The organism is Devosia sp. XGJD_8 (assembly GCF_046614475.1).
Taxonomy (GTDB): domain Bacteria; phylum Pseudomonadota; class Alphaproteobacteria; order Rhizobiales; family Devosiaceae; genus Devosia.
In genome coordinates this window covers 2,746,569-2,768,480 of the sequence record NZ_JBKJHF010000001.1, presented here as the reverse complement: position 1 = coordinate 2,768,480, position 21,912 = coordinate 2,746,569, and the positions used below count along the sequence as shown (strand labels likewise).

20 protein-coding genes and 1 other RNA gene are annotated in these 21,912 nt (G+C 65.1%); 18 read left to right on the top strand and 3 right to left on the bottom strand.

Going from position 1 to position 21,912, the window contains the following annotated elements; genetic code table 11:
* The first annotated feature begins 17 nt into the window (after positions 1-17).
* From ACLI1C_RS13215 to rnpB, 6 genes are all read left to right on the top strand, one after another.
* Positions 18-968, top strand: a complete 951-nt coding sequence (locus tag ACLI1C_RS13215) for an ArsR/SmtB family transcription factor (protein WP_411397467.1) — start codon at positions 18-20, stop codon at positions 966-968.
* 12 nt (positions 969-980) lie between these two features.
* Positions 981-1,880: a methylenetetrahydrofolate reductase [NAD(P)H] gene (gene metF / locus ACLI1C_RS13210; protein ID WP_411397466.1), complete on the top strand. Its 900-nt coding sequence runs from the start codon at positions 981-983 to the stop codon at positions 1,878-1,880.
* Positions 1,877-2,230 carry a GFA family protein gene (locus tag ACLI1C_RS13205; protein ID WP_411397465.1) on the top strand — a complete coding sequence of 118 codons (354 nt, stop codon included), beginning with the start codon at positions 1,877-1,879 and terminating at the stop codon, positions 2,228-2,230. The genes metF and ACLI1C_RS13205 overlap by 4 nt, the downstream gene beginning before the upstream one ends.
* Positions 2,231-2,420: 190 nt before the next feature.
* Positions 2,421-3,218, top strand: a complete 798-nt coding sequence (locus tag ACLI1C_RS13200; protein ID WP_411397463.1) for a hypothetical protein — start codon at positions 2,421-2,423, stop codon at positions 3,216-3,218.
* A 122-nt stretch (positions 3,219-3,340) separates the two neighbouring features.
* Entirely contained in the window at positions 3,341-4,096 is a 756-nt protein-coding gene (locus ACLI1C_RS13195; RefSeq protein ID WP_411397461.1) for a TerB family tellurite resistance protein, read from the top strand.
* Positions 4,097-4,129: 33 nt separating this feature from the next.
* Positions 4,130-4,521: RNase P RNA component class A (gene rnpB / locus ACLI1C_RS13190), an RNA gene on the top strand.
* Between the two features lie 47 nt (positions 4,522-4,568).
* Here rnpB and ACLI1C_RS13185 read toward each other — a convergent pair.
* Genes ACLI1C_RS13185 through ACLI1C_RS13175 form a run of 3 tightly spaced genes read right to left on the bottom strand, consistent with a single transcriptional unit; the run spans position 4,569 to position 7,545 of the window.
* Entirely contained in the window at positions 4,569-5,606 is a 1,038-nt protein-coding gene (locus ACLI1C_RS13185; RefSeq protein ID WP_411397460.1) for a sensor histidine kinase, read from the bottom strand.
* Positions 5,607-5,608: 2 nt separating this feature from the next.
* On the bottom strand, positions 5,609-6,055 hold the full coding sequence (locus ACLI1C_RS13180) for a response regulator (protein WP_411397459.1): 447 nt from the start codon (positions 6,053-6,055) through the stop codon (positions 5,609-5,611).
* Positions 6,052-7,545, bottom strand: coding sequence for a sensor histidine kinase (locus tag ACLI1C_RS13175; RefSeq protein WP_411397458.1), 1,494 nt, complete (start codon positions 7,543-7,545; stop codon positions 6,052-6,054). Before ACLI1C_RS13175 ends, ACLI1C_RS13180 begins: the two co-directional genes overlap by 4 nt.
* Before the next feature lie 223 nt (positions 7,546-7,768).
* Here ACLI1C_RS13175 and rsmH point away from each other — a divergent pair, with 223 nt between their 5' ends.
* The 12 genes from rsmH to ACLI1C_RS13115 all read left to right on the top strand — a co-directional run bounded on the left by rsmH (position 7,769) and on the right by ACLI1C_RS13115 (position 21,910).
* On the top strand, positions 7,769-8,770 hold the full coding sequence (gene rsmH / locus ACLI1C_RS13170; RefSeq protein ID WP_411397457.1) for a 16S rRNA (cytosine(1402)-N(4))-methyltransferase RsmH: 1,002 nt from the start codon (positions 7,769-7,771) through the stop codon (positions 8,768-8,770).
* Entirely contained in the window at positions 8,767-9,150 is a 384-nt protein-coding gene (locus ACLI1C_RS13165; RefSeq protein WP_411397456.1) for a hypothetical protein, read from the top strand. Before rsmH ends, ACLI1C_RS13165 begins: the two co-directional genes overlap by 4 nt.
* Positions 9,150-10,859, top strand: a complete 1,710-nt coding sequence (locus tag ACLI1C_RS13160) for a peptidoglycan D,D-transpeptidase FtsI family protein (protein WP_411397454.1) — start codon at positions 9,150-9,152, stop codon at positions 10,857-10,859. Before ACLI1C_RS13165 ends, ACLI1C_RS13160 begins: the two co-directional genes overlap by 1 nt.
* 25 nt (positions 10,860-10,884) lie before the next feature.
* Positions 10,885-12,327: a UDP-N-acetylmuramoyl-L-alanyl-D-glutamate--2,6-diaminopimelate ligase gene (locus ACLI1C_RS13155; protein ID WP_411397453.1), complete on the top strand. Its 1,443-nt coding sequence runs from the start codon at positions 10,885-10,887 to the stop codon at positions 12,325-12,327.
* Between the two features lie 183 nt (positions 12,328-12,510).
* Entirely contained in the window at positions 12,511-13,902 is a 1,392-nt protein-coding gene (locus ACLI1C_RS13150) for a UDP-N-acetylmuramoyl-tripeptide--D-alanyl-D-alanine ligase (protein WP_411397451.1), read from the top strand.
* A 28-nt stretch (positions 13,903-13,930) separates the two neighbouring features.
* Entirely contained in the window at positions 13,931-15,016 is a 1,086-nt protein-coding gene (mraY, locus tag ACLI1C_RS13145; RefSeq protein WP_411397449.1) for a phospho-N-acetylmuramoyl-pentapeptide-transferase, read from the top strand.
* A gap of 155 nt (positions 15,017-15,171) precedes the next feature.
* Positions 15,172-15,957, top strand: coding sequence for a DUF4394 domain-containing protein (locus ACLI1C_RS13140; protein ID WP_411397447.1), 786 nt, complete (start codon positions 15,172-15,174; stop codon positions 15,955-15,957).
* A 162-nt stretch (positions 15,958-16,119) separates the two neighbouring features.
* On the top strand, positions 16,120-17,289 hold the full coding sequence (locus tag ACLI1C_RS13135) for an FtsW/RodA/SpoVE family cell cycle protein (protein ID WP_411398329.1): 1,170 nt from the start codon (positions 16,120-16,122) through the stop codon (positions 17,287-17,289).
* Positions 17,286-18,398, top strand: a complete 1,113-nt coding sequence (murG, locus tag ACLI1C_RS13130; RefSeq protein WP_411397445.1) for an undecaprenyldiphospho-muramoylpentapeptide beta-N-acetylglucosaminyltransferase — start codon at positions 17,286-17,288, stop codon at positions 18,396-18,398. Before ACLI1C_RS13135 ends, murG begins: the two co-directional genes overlap by 4 nt.
* Complete coding sequence (gene murC, locus ACLI1C_RS13125; RefSeq protein ID WP_411397443.1) at positions 18,395-19,813, top strand: UDP-N-acetylmuramate--L-alanine ligase; 1,419 nt, start codon at positions 18,395-18,397, stop codon at positions 19,811-19,813. Before murG ends, murC begins: the two co-directional genes overlap by 4 nt.
* 196 nt (positions 19,814-20,009) lie before the next feature.
* Positions 20,010-20,930 (top strand): D-alanine--D-alanine ligase, encoded by a 921-nt coding sequence (locus ACLI1C_RS13120; protein WP_411397442.1) that lies wholly within the window; start codon positions 20,010-20,012, stop codon positions 20,928-20,930.
* Positions 20,918-21,910 carry a cell division protein FtsQ/DivIB gene (locus ACLI1C_RS13115; RefSeq protein ID WP_411397440.1) on the top strand — a complete coding sequence of 331 codons (993 nt, stop codon included), beginning with the start codon at positions 20,918-20,920 and terminating at the stop codon, positions 21,908-21,910. The genes ACLI1C_RS13120 and ACLI1C_RS13115 overlap by 13 nt, the downstream gene beginning before the upstream one ends.
* Positions 21,911-21,912: the final 2 nt, after the last annotated feature.

Below are 21,912 nucleotides of genomic sequence, written 5' to 3'. Positions count from 1 at the left end.
ATATCTAGTGAGGGGCGATGGCGAAGCTCGAGGAATTGGTGACGGTGCTGAAGGCGGCGGGTGAGGGGACCCGGCTGCGACTTTTGGCATTGCTGGCCGATGGCGACCATTCGGTCAAGGACCTCACCGAAATTCTCAAGCAGAGCCAGCCGCGCGTATCGCGGCATCTCAAGCTCCTGGCCGATGCCGGGCTGATCGAGCGCAATGCCGAGGGGGCCTGGGCCTATTACGGCCTGGCGCAGGATGGCGATGCGGCCGCCCTGGCGCAGTGGCTGATTAGCCGCGTGGATGACAGCGATATCGAACGCAGCCGCGACATCGAGCGGCAGCAGGCGGCGCGCGCGCACCAGCTGGCGCGGGCCAGCGAGTATTTCGCCAAGGTGGCCGGCAGTTGGGACCTACTCAAGACCCTGCATGTGCCCGAGGAGGCGGTGGAGGCGGCCGTCGTCGAGGCGCTGGGTGGCCGGCGCGTCGAGACGCTCATCGATCTGGGAACGGGCACCGGCCGCATGCTCGAAGTGCTGGCTGGCTCCTATCGGCGCGGCATCGGTATCGATTCGAGCCGGGAAATGCTGGCCGTGGCGCGGTCGAGGCTCGCCAGCGCGGGCATCAATCATGCGCAGGTGCGGCTGGGCGATATCGGCGATGTCGACCTGACGGCGGGGCCGGCCGACGTCATCGTCGTGCATCAGGTGCTGCATTATTTCGACGATCCCGGCCGCATGCTGGCGCAGGCGCGACGCCTGCTCAAGCCGGGTGGCGAAATGATCATCGTGGATTTCGCCCCGCACGATCTCGAATTCCTGCGCAGCGAGCATGCCCATCGGCGGCTTGGCCTGTCGCAATCCCAGATGAGCGGTTGGGCCGCTGCCGCCGGTCTCGTTGTCGAGGCGGTGCGCGAGTTTCCCAGCCAGAGCAGTGAACGCGGACTGACGGTGTGCCTGTGGCGCCTCAGCGACAAGACCTGAACGGATAGACCCATGCTTGACGACAATCTCCGAGCCAGCCGCCAGACGGCGGGCCAGCGCCCCGAGCTGCAGATCTCCTTCGAGTTCTTTCCGCCCAAGACAGACGTCATGGAGGAAAAGTTCTGGGACAGCGTGCACAAGCTGGCGCCTCTCAAGCCGCGCTTTGTCTCGGTGACCTATGGCGCTGGCGGAACGACGCGCGAACGCACCCTGCGCATGGTCAGCCGGATCAAGGCCGAGACGGGCGTCGATGCCGCGGCGCACCTGACCTGTGTCGGCGCATCGCGCGACGAAGTCGATGCGGTGGTGCGGGGTTACCAGGCTGCGGGCATCAACCGCATCGTGGCCTTGCGCGGTGATCCGCCCGAGGGGGTGGGCCAGCCGTTCACGCCACATCCGCAGGGCTACCAGAATGCGGCGGACCTGGTCGGTGGGCTGCGCCGGATCGGCGATTTCGACATTTCGGTTGCCGCTTATCCTGAAAAGCATCCGCAAAGCCCGGACTGGGCGACGGAAATCGACAATCTCAAGCGCAAGCTCGATGCTGGCGCCGATCGCGCCATAACGCAGATGTTCTTCTCCAATGGCGATTACCTCCGCTATCTGGAGCGCGCCCGTGCTGCCGGCATCACCGCCCCGATCGTGCCCGGAATCCAGCCGATCCACAGTTTCAAGCAGATTTCGAGCTTTGCCGCGCGCTGCGGCACGTCGATCCCTGCCTGGCTGGCCGAGCGCTTCGACGGCCTCGAAGAAGAGCCCGAGACCCATGCGCTGGTGGCTTCTGCCGTTGCGGCCGAGCAGGTGACAGAGCTGCTGGATGAGGGCGTCACCGAGTTCCACATCTATACGCACAACCGCTCGCCGCTGGCGCTGGCACTGGCGCGCATTCTCGGACGACGCTCCGAACCATGAGCGTCGAGGCGTCCTGCCATTGCGGCGCGGTGCGGCTGGTGCTCGACACCGCGCCCGCAACGGTGACGGAATGCAACTGCTCGCTATGCCGGCGCTACGGCGTGCTCTGGGCCTATTACTCACCCAGTCAGGTCACAATGATACCCCCGACGCTGCCAACCGCGACATACCTCTGGAACGGGCGAAACGTCGCCTTTCACCACTGCACCAATTGCGGCTGCGTGACACATTGGTCGTCGGTCAATCCGAAACGCGATCGCATGGGCGTCAATGCCCGGCTGCTGGAGCCGTCCATTCTGGAGGCCGCAGAGCGTCACTATCTCGACAAACAGGATCGCCCGTCGGGCTGATTAACCTTGCGTTCACCATGATCTGGTGCCATCAGGCCACGGCCCGCGCCGGTGAGAAGCAGAATAGCGTCGTTCAGCTTCGGTTCAGCTAGCGGGTGGCATTGCTGGTAAAGTGCGCCATTTCACAAAATGGCCATGAAAATCCGGCTCATTCGCCCTTGGAGGGCGGAGCAAACGGGACGTAGGAACCATGACAATCGACCGCCGCATCACCAATGGCCTGGCCTGGGCTGGTGTTCTTCTCGTCGTTGGCGTGCCCACGGCAGACCTGCTGTCGGCGCAGTTTGCCGGTCCGTCCGCCACTGTCGTGCGCGAGCAGGTAGCCGACATCAAGCCCGTCGCCCCCATTCCGGCGCCGCTCAGCCAGCGGCCAGCCGCGCCTGTGGCCAAGCCTGTCGTTGAAGTCGCCGTTGCAGCGCCGGAAAAGCCGGCCGCACCCGCGACAAAGCCGACCGTGCGCCCCGCGGCCCAGACGGCCGATATCGTCGACAATTTCCTGCAGTCGGGCAAGCCGCTGCCCAGCTACATCACTGGTGGCGGTGCTTCGGCTGCGCCGGTCCAGGCCGCCGTGACCCCGCCGGTGCGCACGCCGATCGTAACCACTCCGGCAACCGAGCCGGTCGCCGTCGACCCGGTGCAGGTGGCCTCGATCGGGCCGCAGAAGGTGGCGCCGGTGCCGATGCCGCTCTCCATGCGGCCCCAGCCGGTGACGATGCCGGTTGTTGCCGTGGCGCCCGATGACATCATCCTGCCGCCCGCGCTGGTCCGCCCGCCGGCCAGCGTTACCGCCGACGAGCTGGCGGATTGGGAAGCCGGGCCGCTGTCGGAGTTCCTGGCGTCGCGCCAGCGGCAGGGCCAGCCTGCGGTGGTCGTGGATCCCGCATACGATGCCGACGGCTTCTTCCTCGATCAGGGCCCCAATCCCGGGCGCCGCGGCGATCGCGTCATCGGCTGGCAGGAAGAGTCCTTCTCCTTCTTCGCGGACTAAAGGCAAGGCGGCTATGCGCCGTCTGCGGTGGACCGGGTGCACCGCAATCGATAACATGCGCGTCCTGATCGGGCAGCCAGCCTGCACGATTCCCTCAAGAGGCGCTGCCGGTTCGGAAACGCATGCGCGAGCCTGAAGAGAACACCGACATGTGGCAGCGATTGAGCGACTTTGTCGGCTCGTTCAGCCAGCGCACGGGCCTGGCTGGCTCGCTGTGCAATGCGCTCGACCCCGATACCTGGCTGCCTGGCGGTCGCGACGCCGCCTTCACCCTGGCGCTGATTGCCCTGGCCGCGAAGATGGCCGTGGCCGATGGTGCGGTGACGGCGTCCGAGGAGCGCGCCTTCCGCGCCACGGTTGAAATCGCTGCCGGCCACGAGGCACAGGTGGAGCGGGTGTTCAACCTGGCCAAGCAGGATGTCGCCGGCTACGATTCCTATGCGCGCAAAGTCACGCGCTTTTTCCACGACAGTCCCGAAACGCTCGAGCATGTGCTCGACAGCCTGTTCTATATCGCTACCGCTGACGGCATGGTTCATGAGGCCGAACTGGACTATCTCAAGTCGGTCAGCGACATTTTCGGCTTCGACGAGGTGCGCTTCGAGCAGCTGGCCAGCCAGCATGTGCAGCTGGAGGCCGGGGTGGATCCGTACACGGTGCTGGGCCTTGCCCCCAATGCCGATCCCGCCGAAATCCGCCGCGTCTATCGCGTGCTGGTGGCCGAGCACCATCCCGACCGGCTGATCGCCAAGGGCGTGCCCGAGGATCTGATCGACGTGGCCACTGCGCGGATGAAGGCGATCAACCTTGCCTACCAGGCGCTGACCAAGCCACCCCAGCGTCCGCTGCTGGCCGCGCCGGGCACGGCCGACGCTTGACGCGGGGCGCTGCAACTCACTACATCACGCCAGCCAGTTGACCGGGTGACCGCTGGCAGTGGGGTAACCTGCTGCTGGAGGAAAGTCCGGGCTCCATCGAAACACGGTGCCGGGTAACGCCCGGCGAGGGCGACCTCAGGGAAAGTGCCACAGAAAGTAAACCGCTCCGGCATGCCGGAGTAAGGGTGAAAGGGTGCGGTAAGAGCGCACCGGGTGCCTGGCAACAGGGACCGCACGGTAAACCCCACCGGGAGCAAGACCAAATAGGGATGACGCGGGGCTTCGGCCCCAGCCGGTTTTGAGGCCAGATCATCCGGGTTGGTTGCATGAAGGCGTCAGCAATGGCGTCTCAAGATGAATGGTCACCACGTGCGCATCGCAAGATGCGCGCCCTACAGAACCCGGCTTACAGGTCAACTGGCTGTTGATTTTCTGGCGAGCCAAGAAGCGTCCGCCATGCCGGTGCGGGCGGTCAGGCCGAGAACTGCAGGCTCACCCGGGTGCCGGGGCCGCCGGTGCGGTAGGCGACGGTGGCGCCCAGGCTCATGGCCATGGCCTTGACGATGCGGCTGCCCAGGCCGGTGCCCTGGGCCTTGCCCTTGCCGTCCCAGCCGATGCCGTCATCTTCCACGGCCAGGTCTATGGTCCGGTCGGCATGGTGGGACATCAGGATGCGGATGTCGCCGCGGCCGATGTCGGCATAGGCATATTTGATGGCATTGGTGACGAGTTCGGTGACGATCACGCCGATGGATGCGGCCTTTTCCGTGGGAATGGAAAAGTTGTCTGCCTGCACCAGGATGCGGGTGTCGTTGCCCGTTGCCTTCATGGTGGTTTCGAGTTCGGCGGCGAGGCTATTGAGATAGTCGCCGATCTGCACCGAGCGCACGTCGTCGGACGTGTAGAGGTGGCGGTGCACCCCGGCAATGGCCTGGATCCGCGCCTGCGTTTCGGCCAGCGCGCGCTTGGCATCCTCGTTGACCACGGCATTGGCCTGCAGGCCCACCAGCGCCGCGACCATGGCCAGGCTGTTGGCAACGCGATGGTTGACTTCGCCCAGCAGCATTTCAGCGCGTTCGCGCGCTTCGCGCATCTCCAGCTCTGCCGTGGCCTTGGCCCGGTTGAGCTGGATCAGATCAACGGCATGCGCGATGGCGCTGCTGAGCAGCTCCAGGAAATCACTGTCGACCGTCTTGGTGACATAGTCGGCCGCACCGGCCTTGAGCGCCGCCACAGCGACAGCAGTCTCCACCGTGGCGGTGACATAGACCACGGCCGGGCGGTCGGGGAGGCCTTCCATCTGGGCCAGCACATCGAGGCCCGTTCCGTCCGGCAGGTAGTGGTCGAGGGCCACCACGTCGATGCCGCCCTGCCGGATGCGGGCCAGTCCGTCTTCGCCGGTCGTTGCCACGTGCACCACATAGCCACGCCGCTCCAGCGCCTTTTGCACAAGTCGTGCCAGGCCCGGATCGTCGTCGATATAGAGGACATTGGGCGTCCGGTTGGGCATGATCAGTCGGCTTCCGGAACCTGCATCACCGAAAAGAACAGGCCAAGCTGGCGGATCGCATTGGCGAAACCGTCATAGTCGACCGGTTTGGTGATGTAGACATTGGCACCCAGGTCATAGCAACGCTGGATTTCGCGCTGGTCGTCCGTCGTGGTCAGCACCACGACCGGGGAGCGCTTGGTATGCTCGTTGCTCTTGACCTTTTCCAGGATGTCGACGCCCGTCATGTCGGGCAGGTTGAGGTCGAGCAGGACCAGCAGCTGGCGGCCCTTGTTGACCGCGCCCGTGCCGTCGGGACCCATCAGGAATTCGAGGGCCGCCGTGCCATTGGTGAAGGGGATGATCTGGTTGGCGACGCCGGCCCGGCGGATATTCTTCTCGATGAGGCGCGCGTGGCCCTCGTCGTCCTCGATCATGATGATGGTGACTGGCTTGCCGTCATGGCTCATTTGGCCTGACTCCCGATAAAGCTGCGCAGGTCGCGTGGCAGGGTGATGATGAAAGTGGTTCCGACACCGAGTTCGGATCTTAGCGTAATATCGCCGCCCAGGCTGCGGACCAAGGTGCGCACATGCGCCAGGCCGATGCCTTCGCCCGGCTGGGTCTGCGTGCCGGCGCGGCGGAAGAGTTCAAAGACGCGCTCGTGATCGCTGGCTGCAATGCCGCGGCCATTGTCCTCGACTTCGATCTCGATGCGGTTGGCCGGTGCCTGGCGGCCGCGGATGACCACGCTCAGGGGACGGCCGGGCTGCTGGTACTTGACGGCATTGTCGAGCAGGTTGCCCAGGACCTGTTCGAGCGAGAGCTTGTCGGACACCAGGCGTGGCACGTGGATGTCGTGGGAAACCGAGCCGCCATTTTCGGCAACCTGGTGCTGCACCGTGGTGGCGGTCGCCTCGGCGATCTCGGCCAGATCAAGCGATTCCGGCTTGAGCTGGCGGCGGCCCTCGCGGGAAATCTTGAGAATGGCGTTGATCAGGCTGTCCATCTTGCGCGTGGCAGCGCGGATGAAGGTGATCGCCTCAGGCAGGTCTTCGGTGGCGGCGAGCTTGGCATCGGCGAATTTGGGGTCACCATCATCGGGGCGCTCTGCCATATAGGCAGAGAGTTCGCCCACGCTGGTTTCCAGCTCGCTGGTAAAGCCCATGATGTTGACCAGCGGCGCCCGCAGGTCATGCGTCACGATATAGGCGAAGCGCTGGATTTCCTCATTGGCGCGGCCGAGGTCGGAGGTGCGTTCGCGCACCCGCTCTTCCAGCGTGAGGTTAGCCGCTTCGATCTCGCGCCGGGCAGCGGCGATCTCGTTGGTATAGGTCAGAACGGTCCAGGCGGCGCCGCCCACCACGGCAAAGATGACGAAGGCGCCCAGAATGGTCACCCAGCGCAGGGCCGTGGCGGCATTGCGCTGGTCGGCAACGCCGGTGGTCAACCGGTCGTCGGCGGCGCGGATCAGCGCGTCGAAGAAGACACGCGAGCGATCCATGGCGGCCTTGCCTGCATCGGTCCGCACGATCTCCGCGGCCTCGGCAATCTGCCCGTTCCGGACCAGGCCGATGGTCTGGGCCATTTCGGCCAGCTTGATGTCGATGTCGTTGCGCAGGTCCGCCATGGGCTGGTCGGCCTGCGGATAGGGCTCCAGCACGCGGGCCAGGTCTTCGAGGCGCTGCCCGACGACCTGCAGGGCCGCCTCGTAGGGCTCGAGATAGACTTCGTCCGCCGTGATGATGAAGCCGCGCTGACCGGTCTCGGCGTCCTGCAGCGCCGTGCGCAGGTCGACGGTCGTGGTGCGCGCGTCACGCGCTTCGACCACTTCGTTGAAATAGACCTGGCTGCGCTCGACCAGCCAGATGGTCGTGCCGACAATGCCGGCCAGGGCCAGGAAGCCAACCAGCAGCAGGATGATGGTGGAGCGTACAAGGGTGGTCGATGAAATCGGCAAAGGCAGGGTCCGCGCGTGAGACATGTTCATGGCCCAGAAGCGGGTTGGCCACAATATGCAAATATTAATTCCCGCTGCGAATTTCCGGCCGTTTTCAGGGCGACATTTGACCAAAATTGCCCGCCCGGCAGCGCATGGGAAATAGAATCTTAAGCGTCCTCGGTCAGAGTGGCGCAAAGTTTACGAACCGGCGCCTACCAGCCGGAGTGGAGTAGTGGCATCTATGGGCAAGCGTTCCATGCCCGATACCAGCCAGTCTGCCGGCCCGCATGTTCCCGTTCTCATGGACGAGGTGCTCGCGGCGCTGTCTCCGCTTGCCGGCAAACGCATCGTCGATGGCACCTTTGGTGCCGGTGGCTATTCCCGCGCGCTGCTCGAAGCGGGTGCTATTGTCATAGCTATAGACCGCGACCCCAGCGTGCAGCCCTTCGCCGATACATTGATGGCCGAGTTCGAGGGGCGCTTCATCTTCGTTCCCGGTACCTTTTCCGAACTGGACACGCTGGCGGCAGAGCATGGCCCCATCGATGGCGTCGTGCTTGATATCGGGGTTTCCTCCATGCAGCTCGACCAGGCCGAGCGCGGCTTTTCCTTCATGCGCGACGGGCCGCTCGACATGCGGATGAGCGGGCAGGGCGAGAGCGCGGCCGATCTGGTCAACGGGCTCGAGGGCGAGGCGCTGGCCAACCTGCTCTATGCCTTCGGCGAAGAGCGCAAGTCGCGCCGCATTGCCCAGTTCATCGTCGCCGCGCGCGAGACCGCGCCGATTGCCACCACGATCGAGCTGGCCCGCATTGTCGAGAAGGCGATCGGGCGTAAACCCGGCGATGCCCATCCCGCCACGCGCACGTTCCAGGCGCTGCGCATTGCGGTCAACGCCGAATTCGACCAGCTGGTCGAAGCGCTCTTTGCCGCCGAGCGGCTGCTGGCCGAGGGCGGCCGGCTCGTCGTCGTTACCTTTCATTCGCTGGAAGACCGCATCGTCAAGCGCTTCTTCGACCCCGACAAGGGCGGCCCGGCCCAGTCGCGGCACATGCCGCAGGTGGAGACCGAGGCGCGGCGCTGGGTTGAGGTCGCCAAGGCACGCAAGGCCGGGGAGGCCGAACTGGGCCGCAATCCGCGTGCGCGCTCGGCCACGTTGCGCGCCGCCAGCCGGTCGGCAGCCCCAGCGCGGCCGGTCAAGTTCGACGGCCTGGGCGTGCCGCAGGTGCGGGGTGCCGCATGATCCGCAATCTCAACATCATCCTGATCTTTACCAGCGTCTTCATGCTGGCCGGCGTCTATGCGCTCAAATTCTCCATCGAGAATACGGCGAGCGAGCGCACCGCGCTGATCGCCGAGATCGATAGCCAGGAGGGCCAGCTGTCGCTGCTCAAGGCCGATGAGGCCGTGCTGGGCCAGCCCGGTCATATCGAGCCGATCGTGCGCCGGCATGAAATGGCGCTGGCCATTGCGCCGGTCAAGCAGGAGCAGTTCGGCGCCTTTGCAGCCCTGCCCATGCGCCCGGCCAAGCCCAATAGCGCCGCCATGGACTCCCTGTTCGAATCCCTGGCTGCCGGGGTTGATCCGATCGACGCCATCCTGGAACTTGAGGGGATCGAATAATGGCGGTTGTCGGCGAAGGCTTCGGCCCCACAATCGCGCTCGATGGCGCCCGCAAGGTGCGCGGCAACCTCACCCAGGCGCGCATTCGCTGGATGGTGCTGGCCATGCTGATGGGCTTTGGCCTGGTCGGTGGACGGCTGGTGCAGCTGGGCATGGTCGTGCCCGATTCCACCATCGAGGGTCAGGCGCGCGACGTCATTACCGCCACGCGGCCGCCGATCCTGGATCGCAACGGCCTCGAAATGGCCGTGGATATCCGCGTGCCGTCGCTGTTCGCCGAGCCCCGCCGCATCATCGACGTGGAAGAAGCCGTGCAGAAGCTGCGTACGGTCCTGCCCGATCTCGACGAGGCCTGGCTGCGCAACCGGCTGACGGGCGACAAGGGTTTCGTCTGGGTGCAGCGCGAGCTCTCGCCGGTCATCCAGGACCGGGTGATGCGGCTGGGCATTCCCGGCATCGACTTCATCACCGAGTCCAAGCGCTTCTATCCGGGCATGAACGAAGCCAGCCATATCCTGGGGTCGACCAATATCGACAACCAGGGCATTGCCGGCATCGAAGCGCATATGGATGGCGAGAATGTCGCCCTGCTGCAGGATCTGGGCCTGGCGCGGGGCAATGCGCTGGCGCCGGTGGAGCTGTCGGTGGATATGCGCGTGCAGCATGTGATGCACGAGCAGCTCATCGATGCCCTCGAGCGCTACAAGGCCGTCGCCGCGGCCGGCGTGATGATGGACATTCATACCGGCGAGATCATTGCCCTGGCCTCGCTGCCCGATTTCGATCCGAACCAGCCGGCGAGTGCCCTCGTCAAGGACAGTTTCAACCGCATCACCGCGGGCATTTTCGAGCCCGGCTCGATTTTCAAGACGGTGACCATGGCCGGTGCGCTGGATAGCGGCGCGGTCTCGGTCTCGGACCAGTTCGACGCACGCTTCGGCATCCGCTTCGGCCGCTTCACCATCGATGATTTCCACGGCAAGCACCGCATTCTCAGCCTGCCGGAAGTCTACAAGTACTCCTCCAATATCGGCACGATCCGCATCATGCAGGCCATGGGCAAGGAAGACTATCGGGCCTTCCTCACCCGCATGGGCTTTGACAAGCGCGTGCCGTTCGAACTGCCCGAAATGCGGCTGCCGACCGTTCCGAAGGACTTTTCCGAGGTTGGTGCGGCCACCGCATCGTTCGGCCACGGGCTTTCGGTATCGCCGCTGCACATGGTCGCGGCCTATGCCGCCTTCGCCAATGGCGGCAACCTGGTGCCGCCCACGCTCTACAAGCGGGACATTGCCGATACGGAGCCCTTCTACCAGCGCGTACTGCAGCCATCGACCAGTGATGCCCTGCGCTACCTGATGCGCCTCAATGCGCTTGAAGGTTCCGGGTCGCAGATGAACAAGGCCGCGCAGGGTTACCGGGTCGGCGGCAAGACCGGCACCGCCGAAAAGGTGGTCGACGGCCGCTATTCGGCCAGCAAGGTCACCAACTTCTTCGCCTCGGCCTTCCCACTCGACAATCCCCGCTATGCCATGGTCATCATGGTGGACGAGCCCAAGGCGGAAAATCCGCAATCGGGCACGACGGCCGGCTGGAATGCGGGCACGGTCACCGGCCGGATTGTGCAGCGGGTCGCGCCCATGCTGGGCATCGCCCCCGATTTTTCCGAAGTTCTGGACCAGAACCTCGTTCCACCCGCTCTCCGATAGATCTGATCCAGAAGGATTTGCCACCGTGTCACTCAGTGTAACACAACTGCTCGAAGGCTCTGGAGCCCGCCCCAAAAAGGGCCTGGGCGCCGTCTTCGGTCTCAATTCCGACAGCCGCCGGATCGAGCCGGGCGACATCTTCTTTGCGCTGCCGGGGCATAATGTGCACGGCAACCAGTTCGTGGCCGATGCGGTCCGTCGCGGCGCGCTGGCCGTCATCACCGATACCGCACCCGTGGGTGACCCCGGGGTGCCGGTGATCATCGTCAAGGATGTGCGCGCGTCCTATGCCCGCGCCGCCTCACGCATTTTCGAGCCGCAGCCGGAAATCACCGTCGCGGTCACGGGCACCAATGGCAAGACGTCCGTCGCATCCTTCGTGCGCCAGATCTGGAACTATGCGGGCATACCGGGCGCCAGCATCGGCACGCTGGGTGTCGAGACCGCCACGCGCCTGATCGAGGGCAGCCTGACCACGCCGGATTCGCGCACGCTGCATCAGTCGATGCGGGCACTCAAGGCGCAGGGCATCGACCACGTAGCGCTCGAGGCATCGAGCCATGGCCTCGACCAGCGCCGGCTCGACGGCATGCATTTCGAAGCTGTCGCCTTCACCAATCTCAGCCGTGACCACCTCGACTACCACGCCGACATGGACGAATACCGCAATGCCAAGCTGCGGCTGTTCACCGACCTGCTGGTCGATGGCGGCGCCGCCGTGGTCAATGTCGACGATCCGGAATACGAACCCTTCATGTTTGCGGCGCTCGGCGCCAGCGCCACGCTGCTGACGGTCGGACGCGAGGGCGCCTATATCGAAGTGCTGTCGGTCAAGCCGGAAGGCTATGGCCAGCGTGTCGAGGTGCGCCATGTCGGTGAAAAGCTCAGCTTCCACCTGCCGCTGACCGGCGAATTCCAGGTGTCCAACGCCATCGTTGCGGCGGCGCTCGCCATGTCGAGCGGCGTGGACAAGGCACAGGCCTTTCCCGCGCTCAGCGAACTGGTTGGCGCCAAGGGGCGGCTTGAACTGGTCGGCGAGCACAATGGCGCGGCGATCTTCATCGATTATTCTCACAAGCCGGTGGCGCTGGAATCGGCGCTTGCCTCGCTTCGGCCATATGCCAAGGGAAAGCTCAGGGTCGTATTCGGGGCAGGGGGCGATCGCGACAAGGGCAAGCGTCCGATGATGGGCGAAGTCGCCCAGCGCATGGCCGACGATATCATCGTCACGGACGACAATCCGCGCACCGAAGACCCCAAGACCATCCGCGCGGAAATCCTCGCGGCGGCCAAGGGGGCCAAGGAGATCGGCGACCGCAAGGCGGCGATCACCGCGGCGGTCAAGTCGCTCGAAGCCGGTGATGTCCTGCTGGTTGCCGGCAAGGGCCACGAGGACTACCAGATCATCGGAACGACCAAGCACCATTTCTCCGACCATGAGGTCGTGGCGGAGGCGATCAAGGGGTAAGAGATTGAGCGAGCCGGAGCCACCGAGACACACCTTTCCCTCTGGGGGAGAGGTCGGCGCGCAGCGCCGGGTGAGGGGGCCCTCCCCGCACACCGCGCCTGGCAAAGGCCCCCTTATCCGACCGAAGACGGTCGACCTCTCCCCCGGAGGGAGAGGTGAAGACGCTAGCGGCTATATCCGACTATGACCCAGCCCCTCTATACCATCGCCGAAATCCTTGCCGCCACCGGCGGGTCGTCCGACCTCGCCCCCGATACCCCCATCAACGCTATCTCCATCGATTCCCGTGAGCTGGGCCACGATGCGCTGTTCGTCGCCATCAAGGGTGACCGCTTTGACGGTCATGACTTCGTCGACAAGGCGCTGGACAATGGCGCGGTCGCGGCTCTCGTGCACAAGGGCGAGGGTGCCCGGCGCATCCACGTGACGGACGCGCTCGAAGGCCTGCGCGACATCGCGCGCGCCGCGCGCGCCCGCAGCCGGGCCATCGTGATCGGGGTCACCGGCAGTGTCGGCAAGACCACGACCAAGGAGGCCATTCGCGTCGTGTTCGAGGCAGCCGGGCAGACCCATGCCTCGATCAAAAGCTTCAACAATCACTGGGGCGTGCCGCTGATGCTGGCACGCTTTCCCGAGCAGGCAGAATTCGGCGTCTTCGAAATGGGCATGAGCGCGCCGGACGAAATCCGGCCGCTGGCGCAACTGGTGCGGCCCCATATCGCCGTCATCACCACCATCGCCCCGGCGCATCTGGAGGCCTTCGGCTCGCTCGATGGCATTGCCCGCGCCAAGGCGGAGATCTTTGCCGGGCTCGAGCCGGGTGGCACGGCCGTCCTCAATGCCGACCATGCCCAGATCGGCGTGCTGCTCGATGAAGCCAATGCGGCCGGCGTTGGCCGGGTGGTGACCTATGGCGAGGCCCGCGGTGCCGACTGGCAGATCCTCGACATCCAGACAATTGGCGAGCGCAGCTTTGCCACCATCGAGCATGATGGCGAGCGCCACGCGCTCGTTCTCAACGTGCCCGGCCGCCACATGGTGGCCAATGCTACCGCGGCGCTGGCCGTGGCCCATATTGCCGGCGTCGAGCCCGCCGTGGCGCTGCGGGCGCTGGCCGGCTTCGGTGCCCAGCCGGGGCGGGGACAGCGTAGCCGGCTGGGGCCGGACGATCGTCCGCTGCTGCTGACCGACGAGAGCTACAATGCCAACACCGCCTCGATGAACGCGGCGCTCGAAGTGTTTGCCGGCCAGGCTGCCCCGGGCGGACGCAAGGTGGTCATCCTGGGGGACATGCTGGAACTGGGGCCGCAATCGGCGAGCCTGCATGCGAGCCTGGCGCCCGCTGTCACCAATTCGGGCGCCGAACGCGTCTATCTGGTGGGGCCGGCAATGGCTGCGCTGGCCGAGGCGCTGGGCGCCGGGCGTGTGGCCGCCCATACACAGACGGCCGCAGAGATGGCGGAGATCGTGCTCAACGACCTTGCCTATGGCGACGCAGTTATGGTCAAAGGGTCCAACGGCGTGGGGCTTGCGGGCGTCGTCGACAAGATCCGCCAACGGTTCGAAAACACCTGATCCCACCCCAGCGAGGACGTTTCATTTCATGTTGTACTTTCTCGGCCAGCTGGGTGACGCGCTCACGGCCTTCAACGTTTTCCGCTACATCACCTTCCGCACGGCCGGCGCGGTCATAACCGCCCTGTTTTTCGTGTTCCTGTTCGGCCCCGGCATGATCGCGCTGCTGCGCCTCAAGCAGGGCAAGGGCCAGCCGATCCGCGAGGATGGTCCGGCCGGGCACCTGCTGACCAAGAAGGGCACGCCCACCATGGGCGGGCTGATGATCCTGTCGGGCGCGGTGTTCTCGACCCTGCTCTGGGCCAATCTCAGCAATGGCTATGTCTGGGTCGTGCTGTTCGTCACCGTGGGCTTTGGCGCCATCGGCTTTTATGACGACTATCTCAAGGTCAAGCGCATGAGCCACAAGGGCTTTGGCAGCAAGCAGCGGCTGCTGCTCGAAGCGCTGATCGGCGGCATCGCGGCCTTTGCCATCTCCCAGCTGGCCTCGGGCGCCTATGGCACCTCGATGCTGTTTCCCTTCGTCAAGGATCTGGCGCTCAACCTGGGCTATTTCTACATCCTGTTCGGCGGCTTCGTCGTCATGGCCGCCGGCAATTCGGTCAACCTGACCGACGGGCTCGATGGCCTTGCCATCGTGCCGGTCATGGTCGCGGCCGCCTGTTTCGCGCTTATCGCCTATCTGGTGGGTAGCGTGAGTTTCTCCGATTACCTGCTGCTCAACTACGTGCCCGGTACGGGCGAGCTCTCCGTCGTCTGCGGCGCGCTGATCGGGGCTGGGCTGGGATTCCTGTGGTTCAATGCGCCACCCGCACAGATCTTCATGGGCGATACCGGCTCGCTCGCCCTGGGCGGCGCCCTGGGCACGATCGCCGTCGCCACCAAGCACGAAATCGTCCTGGCCATCATCGGCGGGCTGTTCGTGCTGGAGACCGTTTCGGTCATCGTGCAGGTGACCTCCTTCAAGCTCACCGGCAAGCGGGTGTTCCGCATGGCGCCGATCCACCACCATTTCGAGCATCTCGGCTGGACCGAGAGCCAGGTGGTTATCCGCTTCTGGATCATCAGCTTCGTGCTGGCGCTGATCGGCCTGTCGAGCCTCAAGCTGCGCTGATTGCAGTCCGGGATCACGTCCTCGTGTTCCCGGCATTCGGCCAATTCCGGAAACTCCTGCCTCCGTCTCCCCGTAGCTGCACGGGACGATAGCACTTCGTCCCACAGCCATCCCTGGTCACAGAGTTCAACGTGGCCCAAACGAGGAGACTTCCCGTGACTGCTACCGCTCGCTACGCCCTGCGCGCTGCCCTGCTGCTCGGCACCGCCACGCTTGCCACCGCCGCCCATGCCGCCCCCGCCATCGGACTTGTCGGTGGCACGACCCTGGTGATGTTCGACACCGAGACCCGCGCCGTCAGCGGCACGATGGATGTCACCGGTGTCGATGGCCTTGCCGGCATCGATGTGCGCCCCGCCGACAAGCTGCTCTATGGCGTGACGCTGGCGGGCGAAGTCGTCACCATCGACACGGCCAGTGGCGCCGCCACGATGAAATCCACCCTGTCGGAAATGCTGCCCAGCTTCGAGGGCGCCATCGTCGACTTCAACCCCATGGCCGACCGCCTCCGCCTGATGGCGACCGATGGCACCAATCATCGCGTCAATGTCGATGACGGCATGGTGACGGTCGATGGCTCGCTCGCCTTTGAGGCCGGCGACATGCATGAGGGCGAGACCCCGGCCATCGTTGCCGCCGCCTATATCAATTCGATCGGCAAGCCCGAAGCCACGGCCATGTATGACATCGACGCCACCATCGCGGCACTGATCCAGCAGGTCTCACCCAATGACGGCACGCTGGGCGCCATCGGCGAGCTCGGCGTCGAGGGCTCGAGCTATGCCTTCGACATCGCCGCCACCGAGGCCCTGGAAAACACCGCCTATCTGGTGGTCGACAATGTGCTCCACACCGTCGATCTGGAATCCGGCGCCGCCACGGAAGTCGGAGCCATCGAGGGCGTCGACGGCATGATCAGCGATATCGCCATCCTCCAGTAGGGTCGGCAGCCTCACAGCAGGGGAAAGCGCGCGGATTTGCCGGTCCGCGCGCTTTTTGCTGTCGCGGAGTCGCAAAACGCAACGCGGGTTCGGAAATCGGTAACCAACCACCTGCTACAATTGCAGGCAGTTTGTATCGAGTAGCCCGGCGTTTCCTTCATGATGTTTTCCCGTGCCGAAAAGACGCCTCTGGCGGAGTGGTGGTGGTCGATTGACCGGGAACTGCTCGGCGCGCTGATCCTGCTGATGACCTGCGGCATGGTGCTGAGCTTTGCGGCCAGTCCGCCGGTGGCCGAGCGGCTGGGCCTCAGTCCCTGGCATTTCATCATCCGCCACGCCATGTTCTGCGTGCCGGCGCTGATCGTGCTGGTGGGCACCTCGTTTCTCAGCCATCGGCAGGCGCGCATCTGGGCGCTGGTGACGCTGGTGGTGAGCCTGCTGCTGCTGTGGGCCACGCTGCGCTTCGGCACCGAGGTCAAGGGCGCCCGGCGCTGGATTTCCTTTGCCGGCCAGTCGATTCAGCCCTCCGAATTCGTCAAGCCGGGCTTTGCGGTGATCGCCGCCTGGCTGTTTTCGGAATCCATGGTGCACAAGAATGTGCCCGGCAAGATCATCGCGACTGCCATCATGCTGGCGATTGTCGTGGGCCTGCTGCTGCAGCCCGATATCGGGCAGACGGCGCTGGTGTTGGCGACCTGGGCCGTGCTGCTGTTCCTCTCGGGCATTTCCTGGTTCATCATTTTCGGGCTGGCCGGGGCCGCGGGCGGGCTGCTGTTTGGCGCCTATATGTTCTTCCCGCACTTTTCGCGCCGCATCGATACCTTCCTCAACCCCGAGGGGGGCGGCAACACCTACCAGATCGATCGCGCGCTGCAGTCGCTGCTCGAGGGCGGCTGGTTCGGCCGTGGCCCGGGTGAATCCATCGCCAAGAAGCTCATTCCCGACGCGCATGCCGACTATGTCTTTTCCGCCGCCGCAGGCGAGTTCGGAATCCTGTTCTGCATGGTTCTGGTTGCGCTGATCGCCTTCATCGTGATCCGCGCCATGATGGGGGCACAAAGGCAGACGAGCCTGTTCGCCCGCCTCGCCGCCTCCACGCTGGCGATTCAGTTTGCCATGCAATCGGGGATCAACCTGGCCGTGAACCTCAACCTCGTTCCGCCCAAGGGCATGACGCTGCCCTTTGTCAGCTATGGCGGCACGTCCATGATTGCCATTGCCTTCGGCATGGGGTTGATGCTCGCCATGACCCGCACCAAGCCCGAAGAGCGCATGGCCACCGGCCTGCCCAGCTATCGCAGCGCCGTAGCGCCACTGGCGCCAGCAGAATGAAGAAATTCATGTTGATGGCAGGCGGCACGGGAGGACACCTCTTCCCGGCCATGGCGCTGGCGCAGGAGCTCATCCGGCGCGGGCACGCGGTCGAGCTGATGACCGACCACCGCGTCGAAAGCTATGGCGCCGATTTTCCGGCCAGTGCGATCCACATCGTGCCCTCGGCCACCCCATCGCTCACCAACCCGTTCAAGTTCCTCGCCGGTGGCTTCCGGATCCTGGGCGGCATTGCCGTCGCCTTCGGCAAGCTGCGCAAGGCCAGGCCCGATTGCGTCATCGGCTTTGGTGGCTATCCGACCTTTCCGCCCTTCGTTGCCGCGAGCCTCTTGGGTATTCCCGGCATCCTGCACGAGCAGAATGCGGTCATGGGGCGCGCCAATCGCGCCCTGGCCCGCTTCGCCGACATCCTGGCGATGAGCTATGACAGGACCAAGTTCGCCGACCAGTTGAGCCTTGAAAAGCTGGTAACGGGCAATCCGGTGCGTGACCGGGTGCGCGCGGTGGCCGGTACGCCCTATCCGGCGCTCGGCGGCGACAGCCCGATCCGCCTGGTGATCTTCGGCGGCAGCCAGGGCGCCAAGGCCCTCTCCGACATCGTGCCAGCCGCCATCGCGAGCATGCCCGAAGGGCTCCGGCATCGGCTTCACATCGTCCAGCAATGCCGCGCCGAAGACCTCGACCGGGTGGCCGAAACCTATCGGCAGGCCAAGGTCAATGTCGAACTGGCGGCCTTCTTCACCGATCTGCCCGAGCGCATGTCACGCAGTCACCTAGTGATCGGCCGCTCCGGCGCCTCGACCATTGCCGAGCTGACCGTATTGGGGCGCCCGGCCATCCTGGTGCCGCTGCCCGGCGCAGTGGATGCGGACCAGAAGAACAATGCCATGGTGGTCGATACGGCGGGTGCCGGCTGGCTGGCCGAGCAGGCCACGCTATCGCCGCAATCGCTAGGCACTCGCCTCACGAACCTGCTAGACGACCCCGCCACCCTGAACAGAGCGGCCGCTGCCGCCCGCGCGCTGGGACAGCCGCGCGCCGTGGAAAAGCTGGCTGACCTCGCCGAAATGCTGTCCGGCAAGAACCTCGAAGTGGATACTCGCTCATGAAAATGCCCCGCAATATCGGGCCCGTCCACTTCATCGGCATCGGCGGCATCGGCATGAGCGGCATTGCCGAAATCCTGCACAACCAGGGCTATACCGTGCAGGGCTCCGACGCCTCGCTCAATCCCAATGTGCAGCGCCTGCTCGACATGGGCATCAAGGTGGAGATCGGCCAGAGCGGCGACAATCTCGGCCAGGCCGAGGTGGTGGTCGTGTCCTCCGCCATCAAGAAGGACAATCCCGAGCTGGTCGCAGCGCGTGCCAAGGCCCTGCCGATCGTGCGTCGTGCCGAGATGCTCGCCGAGATCATGCGCTTCAAGACCGCCATCGCCATTGGCGGCACGCATGGCAAGACCACGACGACCACGCTGGTGGCGACCTTGCTCGATGCCGGCAACCTCGATCCGACCGTCATCAATGGCGGCATCATCAATGCCTATGGCACCAATGCGCGCCTGGGGGCAGGGGAGTGGATGGTGGTCGAGGCCGACGAGAGCGACGGCACCTTCATCAAGCTGCCGGCCGATGTCGCCATCGTCACCAATATCGATCCCGAGCATCTCGACCATTATGGCGATTTCGAAGGGGTCAAGAAGGCATTCCACCAGTTTGTCGAGAACGTGCCCTTCTACGGCTTTGCCGTGATGTGCCTCGATCATCCCGAAGTGCAGGCGCTGGTCGGCCAGATCAAGGACCGCCGCGTCATCACCTATGGCCAGAACCCGCAGGCCGATGTGCGACTGGTCGATCTGGAAACCATTGACGGCGTCAGCCACTTTGCCGTGGAGATCCGCGACCGCATCCGCCAGACCCAGTTGCGCATCAGCGGGCTCGAACTCCCCATGCCGGGCGTGCACAACGCGCTCAACGCCACGGCCGCCATTGCCGTGGCCGACCAGCTGCATGTGCCGGCCGAGGCGATCCGCAAGGGGCTCAAGGGCTTTACCGGGGTCAAGCGCCGCTTTACCCGGACGGGCGTGGTTGGCGGCATCACCGTCATCGACGACTATGGCCACCACCCGGTGGAAATTGCCGCCGTGCTGAAGGCCGCGCGGTCCTCGACCCGCCGCGATGTCATTGCCGTAGTGCAGCCGCACCGCTATAGCCGCCTCAACGACCTGTTCGACGATTTTGCCGCCTGCTTCAACGATGCCGATACGGTCATCGTCGCGCCGGTCTATGCCGCGGGCGAGCAGCCGATCCCCGGCGTCACCCATGAAGAGCTCGTCACCCGCATCCGCGCCCGCGGCCATCGCGACGCGCGCATCATCGACCGCGCCGAGGCGCTGGCCCCGCTGCTCGCCGGCCGCGCCGAGGATGGCGACTATGTCGTCTGCCTGGGTGCCGGCAACATCACCCAATGGGCCGCCGCCCTGCCGGCCGAGCTGGGCGCGCTGATCGGAAAAGAGCCGGAATGAGCATGCTGGTGTTTGCTCATCCAAACCCCTCACCCGTCCCGGCCTGCGGCCGATCCACCTTCTCCCGCAAGGGGAGAGGGGGAGCACAGTGCCTCCCCATCCCCGGAGCCCACCTTCTCCCCTTGCGGGAAAAGGTGACCGAAGGGCGGATGAGGGGTCTCTCGCTCGCTGCTTTCCGGAACATCAGGACCACCCCATGACCAAGCATGTCGCCGTCCTGATGGGTGGCCTGTCCAATGAGCGTCCCGTCTCGCTGAGCTCGGGTCAGGGCTGCGCCGAGGCGTTGCGCCGCGCCGGCTACCGGGTGACCGAGGTCGATGTCGGCTATGATATTGCCGAACGCCTGCGCGAGGTCGCGCCGGACGTGGCGTTCAATGCGCTGCATGGCCGGTTCGGCGAGGATGGCACCATTCAGGGCGTGCTGGAATTCCTGCGCATTCCCTATACCCATTCGGGCGTTCTCGCCTCCGCGCTGGCCATGGACAAGCACCAGGCCAAGATCATGCTCAAGGCCGCGGGCGTGCCGGTCACCGACCATGTCATCGCCTCCAGGGCCGAAGTGGGCCGCGCCCATGTCATGCCGGCGCCCTATGTGGTCAAGCCGGTTGCCGATGGGTCGAGCTTCGGCATCCTGATCGTCAAGGCCGACCAGTCCCATCCGCCGCAGGAAATCCTGGGCGAGGACTGGAAGGGCGGCGAGGAGCTGATGGTCGAGCGCTACATTCCGGGCCGCGAGCTGACCTGCGCGGTGATGGGCGACGTCGCCCTGCCGGTGACCGAGATCGTCACCGACCTCGCCTTCTACAATTACGAGGCGAAATACAGCGCCGGTGGATCACAACATGTTATCCCCGCTCAGATTTCACCGAAAATTTACGACAAAGTGCAGAAGATGAGCCTGAAGGCGCATGCCGCGCTTGGCTGCCGCGGCATCACCCGAACCGACTTCCGCTTCAATGACGCGGCGGGAGAAGATGGTGAGCTTGTCTGTCTGGAAATCAACACCCAGCCGGGCATGACCCCCACCTCTCTGGCGCCCGAACAGGCGCTATATGCCGGGCATTCCTTCGAAGAACTAGTCGCCTGGATGGTGGAGGACGCGAGTTGCAACAGGTAAAGAGCGAGACCTTTCTCGCCGGCGCTAGGATCGTTGATCCGCGCGCATTGCCTGTTCCTGTCCGCTCCCGCCAGCGCAAGCTGGCCAACAATATCGGCCGTGCCTGGGTGCTGCATCGCAAGGCGATGCTGCGCGCTGCTGGCGCGGCTGCGCTGCTGGTGACGGCAGGTCTGCTCTATCAACTGCGCGATCCGCTTGCCGCTGGTGCCACGGTGCTGGGCGAAGTGGCGCAGGGCCGGTTCGCCGATGCGGGCTTTGCCATCGGGGAAATCTCCATTACCGGCCAGGCGCTCACCAGCGAACAGGCCATCTTCGACGCGCTGGGCGTCGAACCCCATACATCCACGGTCTCCTTCGACGTGGAGGCGGCCCGCCAGCGCATTGCCGAACTGCCCGCCGTCAGCGCCGCCACCGTGCGCAAGACCTATCCGGGCGATGTCATCGTCTCGATCACCGAGAAAGTGCCGGTGGCGCGCTGGCATGTCGACGGCATCACCTTCGTGGTCGATGCATCGGGCGAGCAGATCGGCGAAGACCGCGGCGCCTATGGCGACCTGCCGCTGGTCGTCGGCGATGGCGCCAATGACGATGCCATGGTGATGATCCGCGCGCTCGACCAGCATGCCGCCCTCAAGGATGGCTTGATGGCGCTGTCGCGCATCGCCGACCGGCGCTGGGATCTCATCTATGACACGGGCCTGCGCGTGCAGTTGCCGGAGCTGGGCGTGGCCCGGGCGCTGCGGCACCTCGAAAGCTACCAGGCCGACTATCAGCTGCTGGACCGCGACCTGACGGTGATCGACATGCGCGTCGCCAGCCTCGTTGCCGTTCGTCCGACCAAGACCGAAGAGGAACTGGCCAAGGACGAGGAGGAGCGCAAGGCGGCCATTGCCGAGCGCGCCCGCTCGACCCAGCCCTATCCGCTGCCGCCCCGCAATCTCCCCTCAACAACCCTGTTTCAAGCGACTACCCCGCAATGATG

What these genes read in the sequence shown, in the direction of transcription:
- ACLI1C_RS13195 (WP_411397461.1), top strand. Translation starts at nt 3,341, where the DNA reads ATGCGCGAGCCTGAAGAGAACACCGACATGTGGCAGCGATTGAGCGAC.
- ACLI1C_RS13135 (WP_411398329.1), top strand. Translation starts at nt 16,120, where the DNA reads ATGTTTTCCCGTGCCGAAAAGACGCCTCTGGCGGAGTGGTGGTGGTCG.
- ACLI1C_RS13200 (WP_411397463.1), top strand. Translation starts at nt 2,421, where the DNA reads ATGACAATCGACCGCCGCATCACCAATGGCCTGGCCTGGGCTGGTGTT.
- murC (WP_411397443.1), top strand. Translation starts at nt 18,395, where the DNA reads ATGAAAATGCCCCGCAATATCGGGCCCGTCCACTTCATCGGCATCGGC.
- metF (WP_411397466.1), top strand. Translation starts at nt 981, where the DNA reads ATGCTTGACGACAATCTCCGAGCCAGCCGCCAGACGGCGGGCCAGCGC.
- rsmH (WP_411397457.1), top strand. Translation starts at nt 7,769, where the DNA reads ATGGGCAAGCGTTCCATGCCCGATACCAGCCAGTCTGCCGGCCCGCAT.
- ACLI1C_RS13185 (WP_411397460.1), bottom strand. Translation starts at nt 5,606, where the DNA reads ATGCCCAACCGGACGCCCAATGTCCTCTATATCGACGACGATCCGGGC.
- ACLI1C_RS13180 (WP_411397459.1), bottom strand. Translation starts at nt 6,055, where the DNA reads ATGAGCCATGACGGCAAGCCAGTCACCATCATCATGATCGAGGACGAC.
- ACLI1C_RS13160 (WP_411397454.1), top strand. Translation starts at nt 9,150, where the DNA reads ATGGCGGTTGTCGGCGAAGGCTTCGGCCCCACAATCGCGCTCGATGGC.
- murG (WP_411397445.1), top strand. Translation starts at nt 17,286, where the DNA reads ATGAAGAAATTCATGTTGATGGCAGGCGGCACGGGAGGACACCTCTTC.
- mraY (WP_411397449.1), top strand. Translation starts at nt 13,931, where the DNA reads ATGTTGTACTTTCTCGGCCAGCTGGGTGACGCGCTCACGGCCTTCAAC.
- ACLI1C_RS13165 (WP_411397456.1), top strand. Translation starts at nt 8,767, where the DNA reads ATGATCCGCAATCTCAACATCATCCTGATCTTTACCAGCGTCTTCATG.
- ACLI1C_RS13215 (WP_411397467.1), top strand. Translation starts at nt 18, where the DNA reads ATGGCGAAGCTCGAGGAATTGGTGACGGTGCTGAAGGCGGCGGGTGAG.
- ACLI1C_RS13120 (WP_411397442.1), top strand. Translation starts at nt 20,010, where the DNA reads ATGACCAAGCATGTCGCCGTCCTGATGGGTGGCCTGTCCAATGAGCGT.
- ACLI1C_RS13205 (WP_411397465.1), top strand. Translation starts at nt 1,877, where the DNA reads ATGAGCGTCGAGGCGTCCTGCCATTGCGGCGCGGTGCGGCTGGTGCTC.
- ACLI1C_RS13150 (WP_411397451.1), top strand. Translation starts at nt 12,511, where the DNA reads ATGACCCAGCCCCTCTATACCATCGCCGAAATCCTTGCCGCCACCGGC.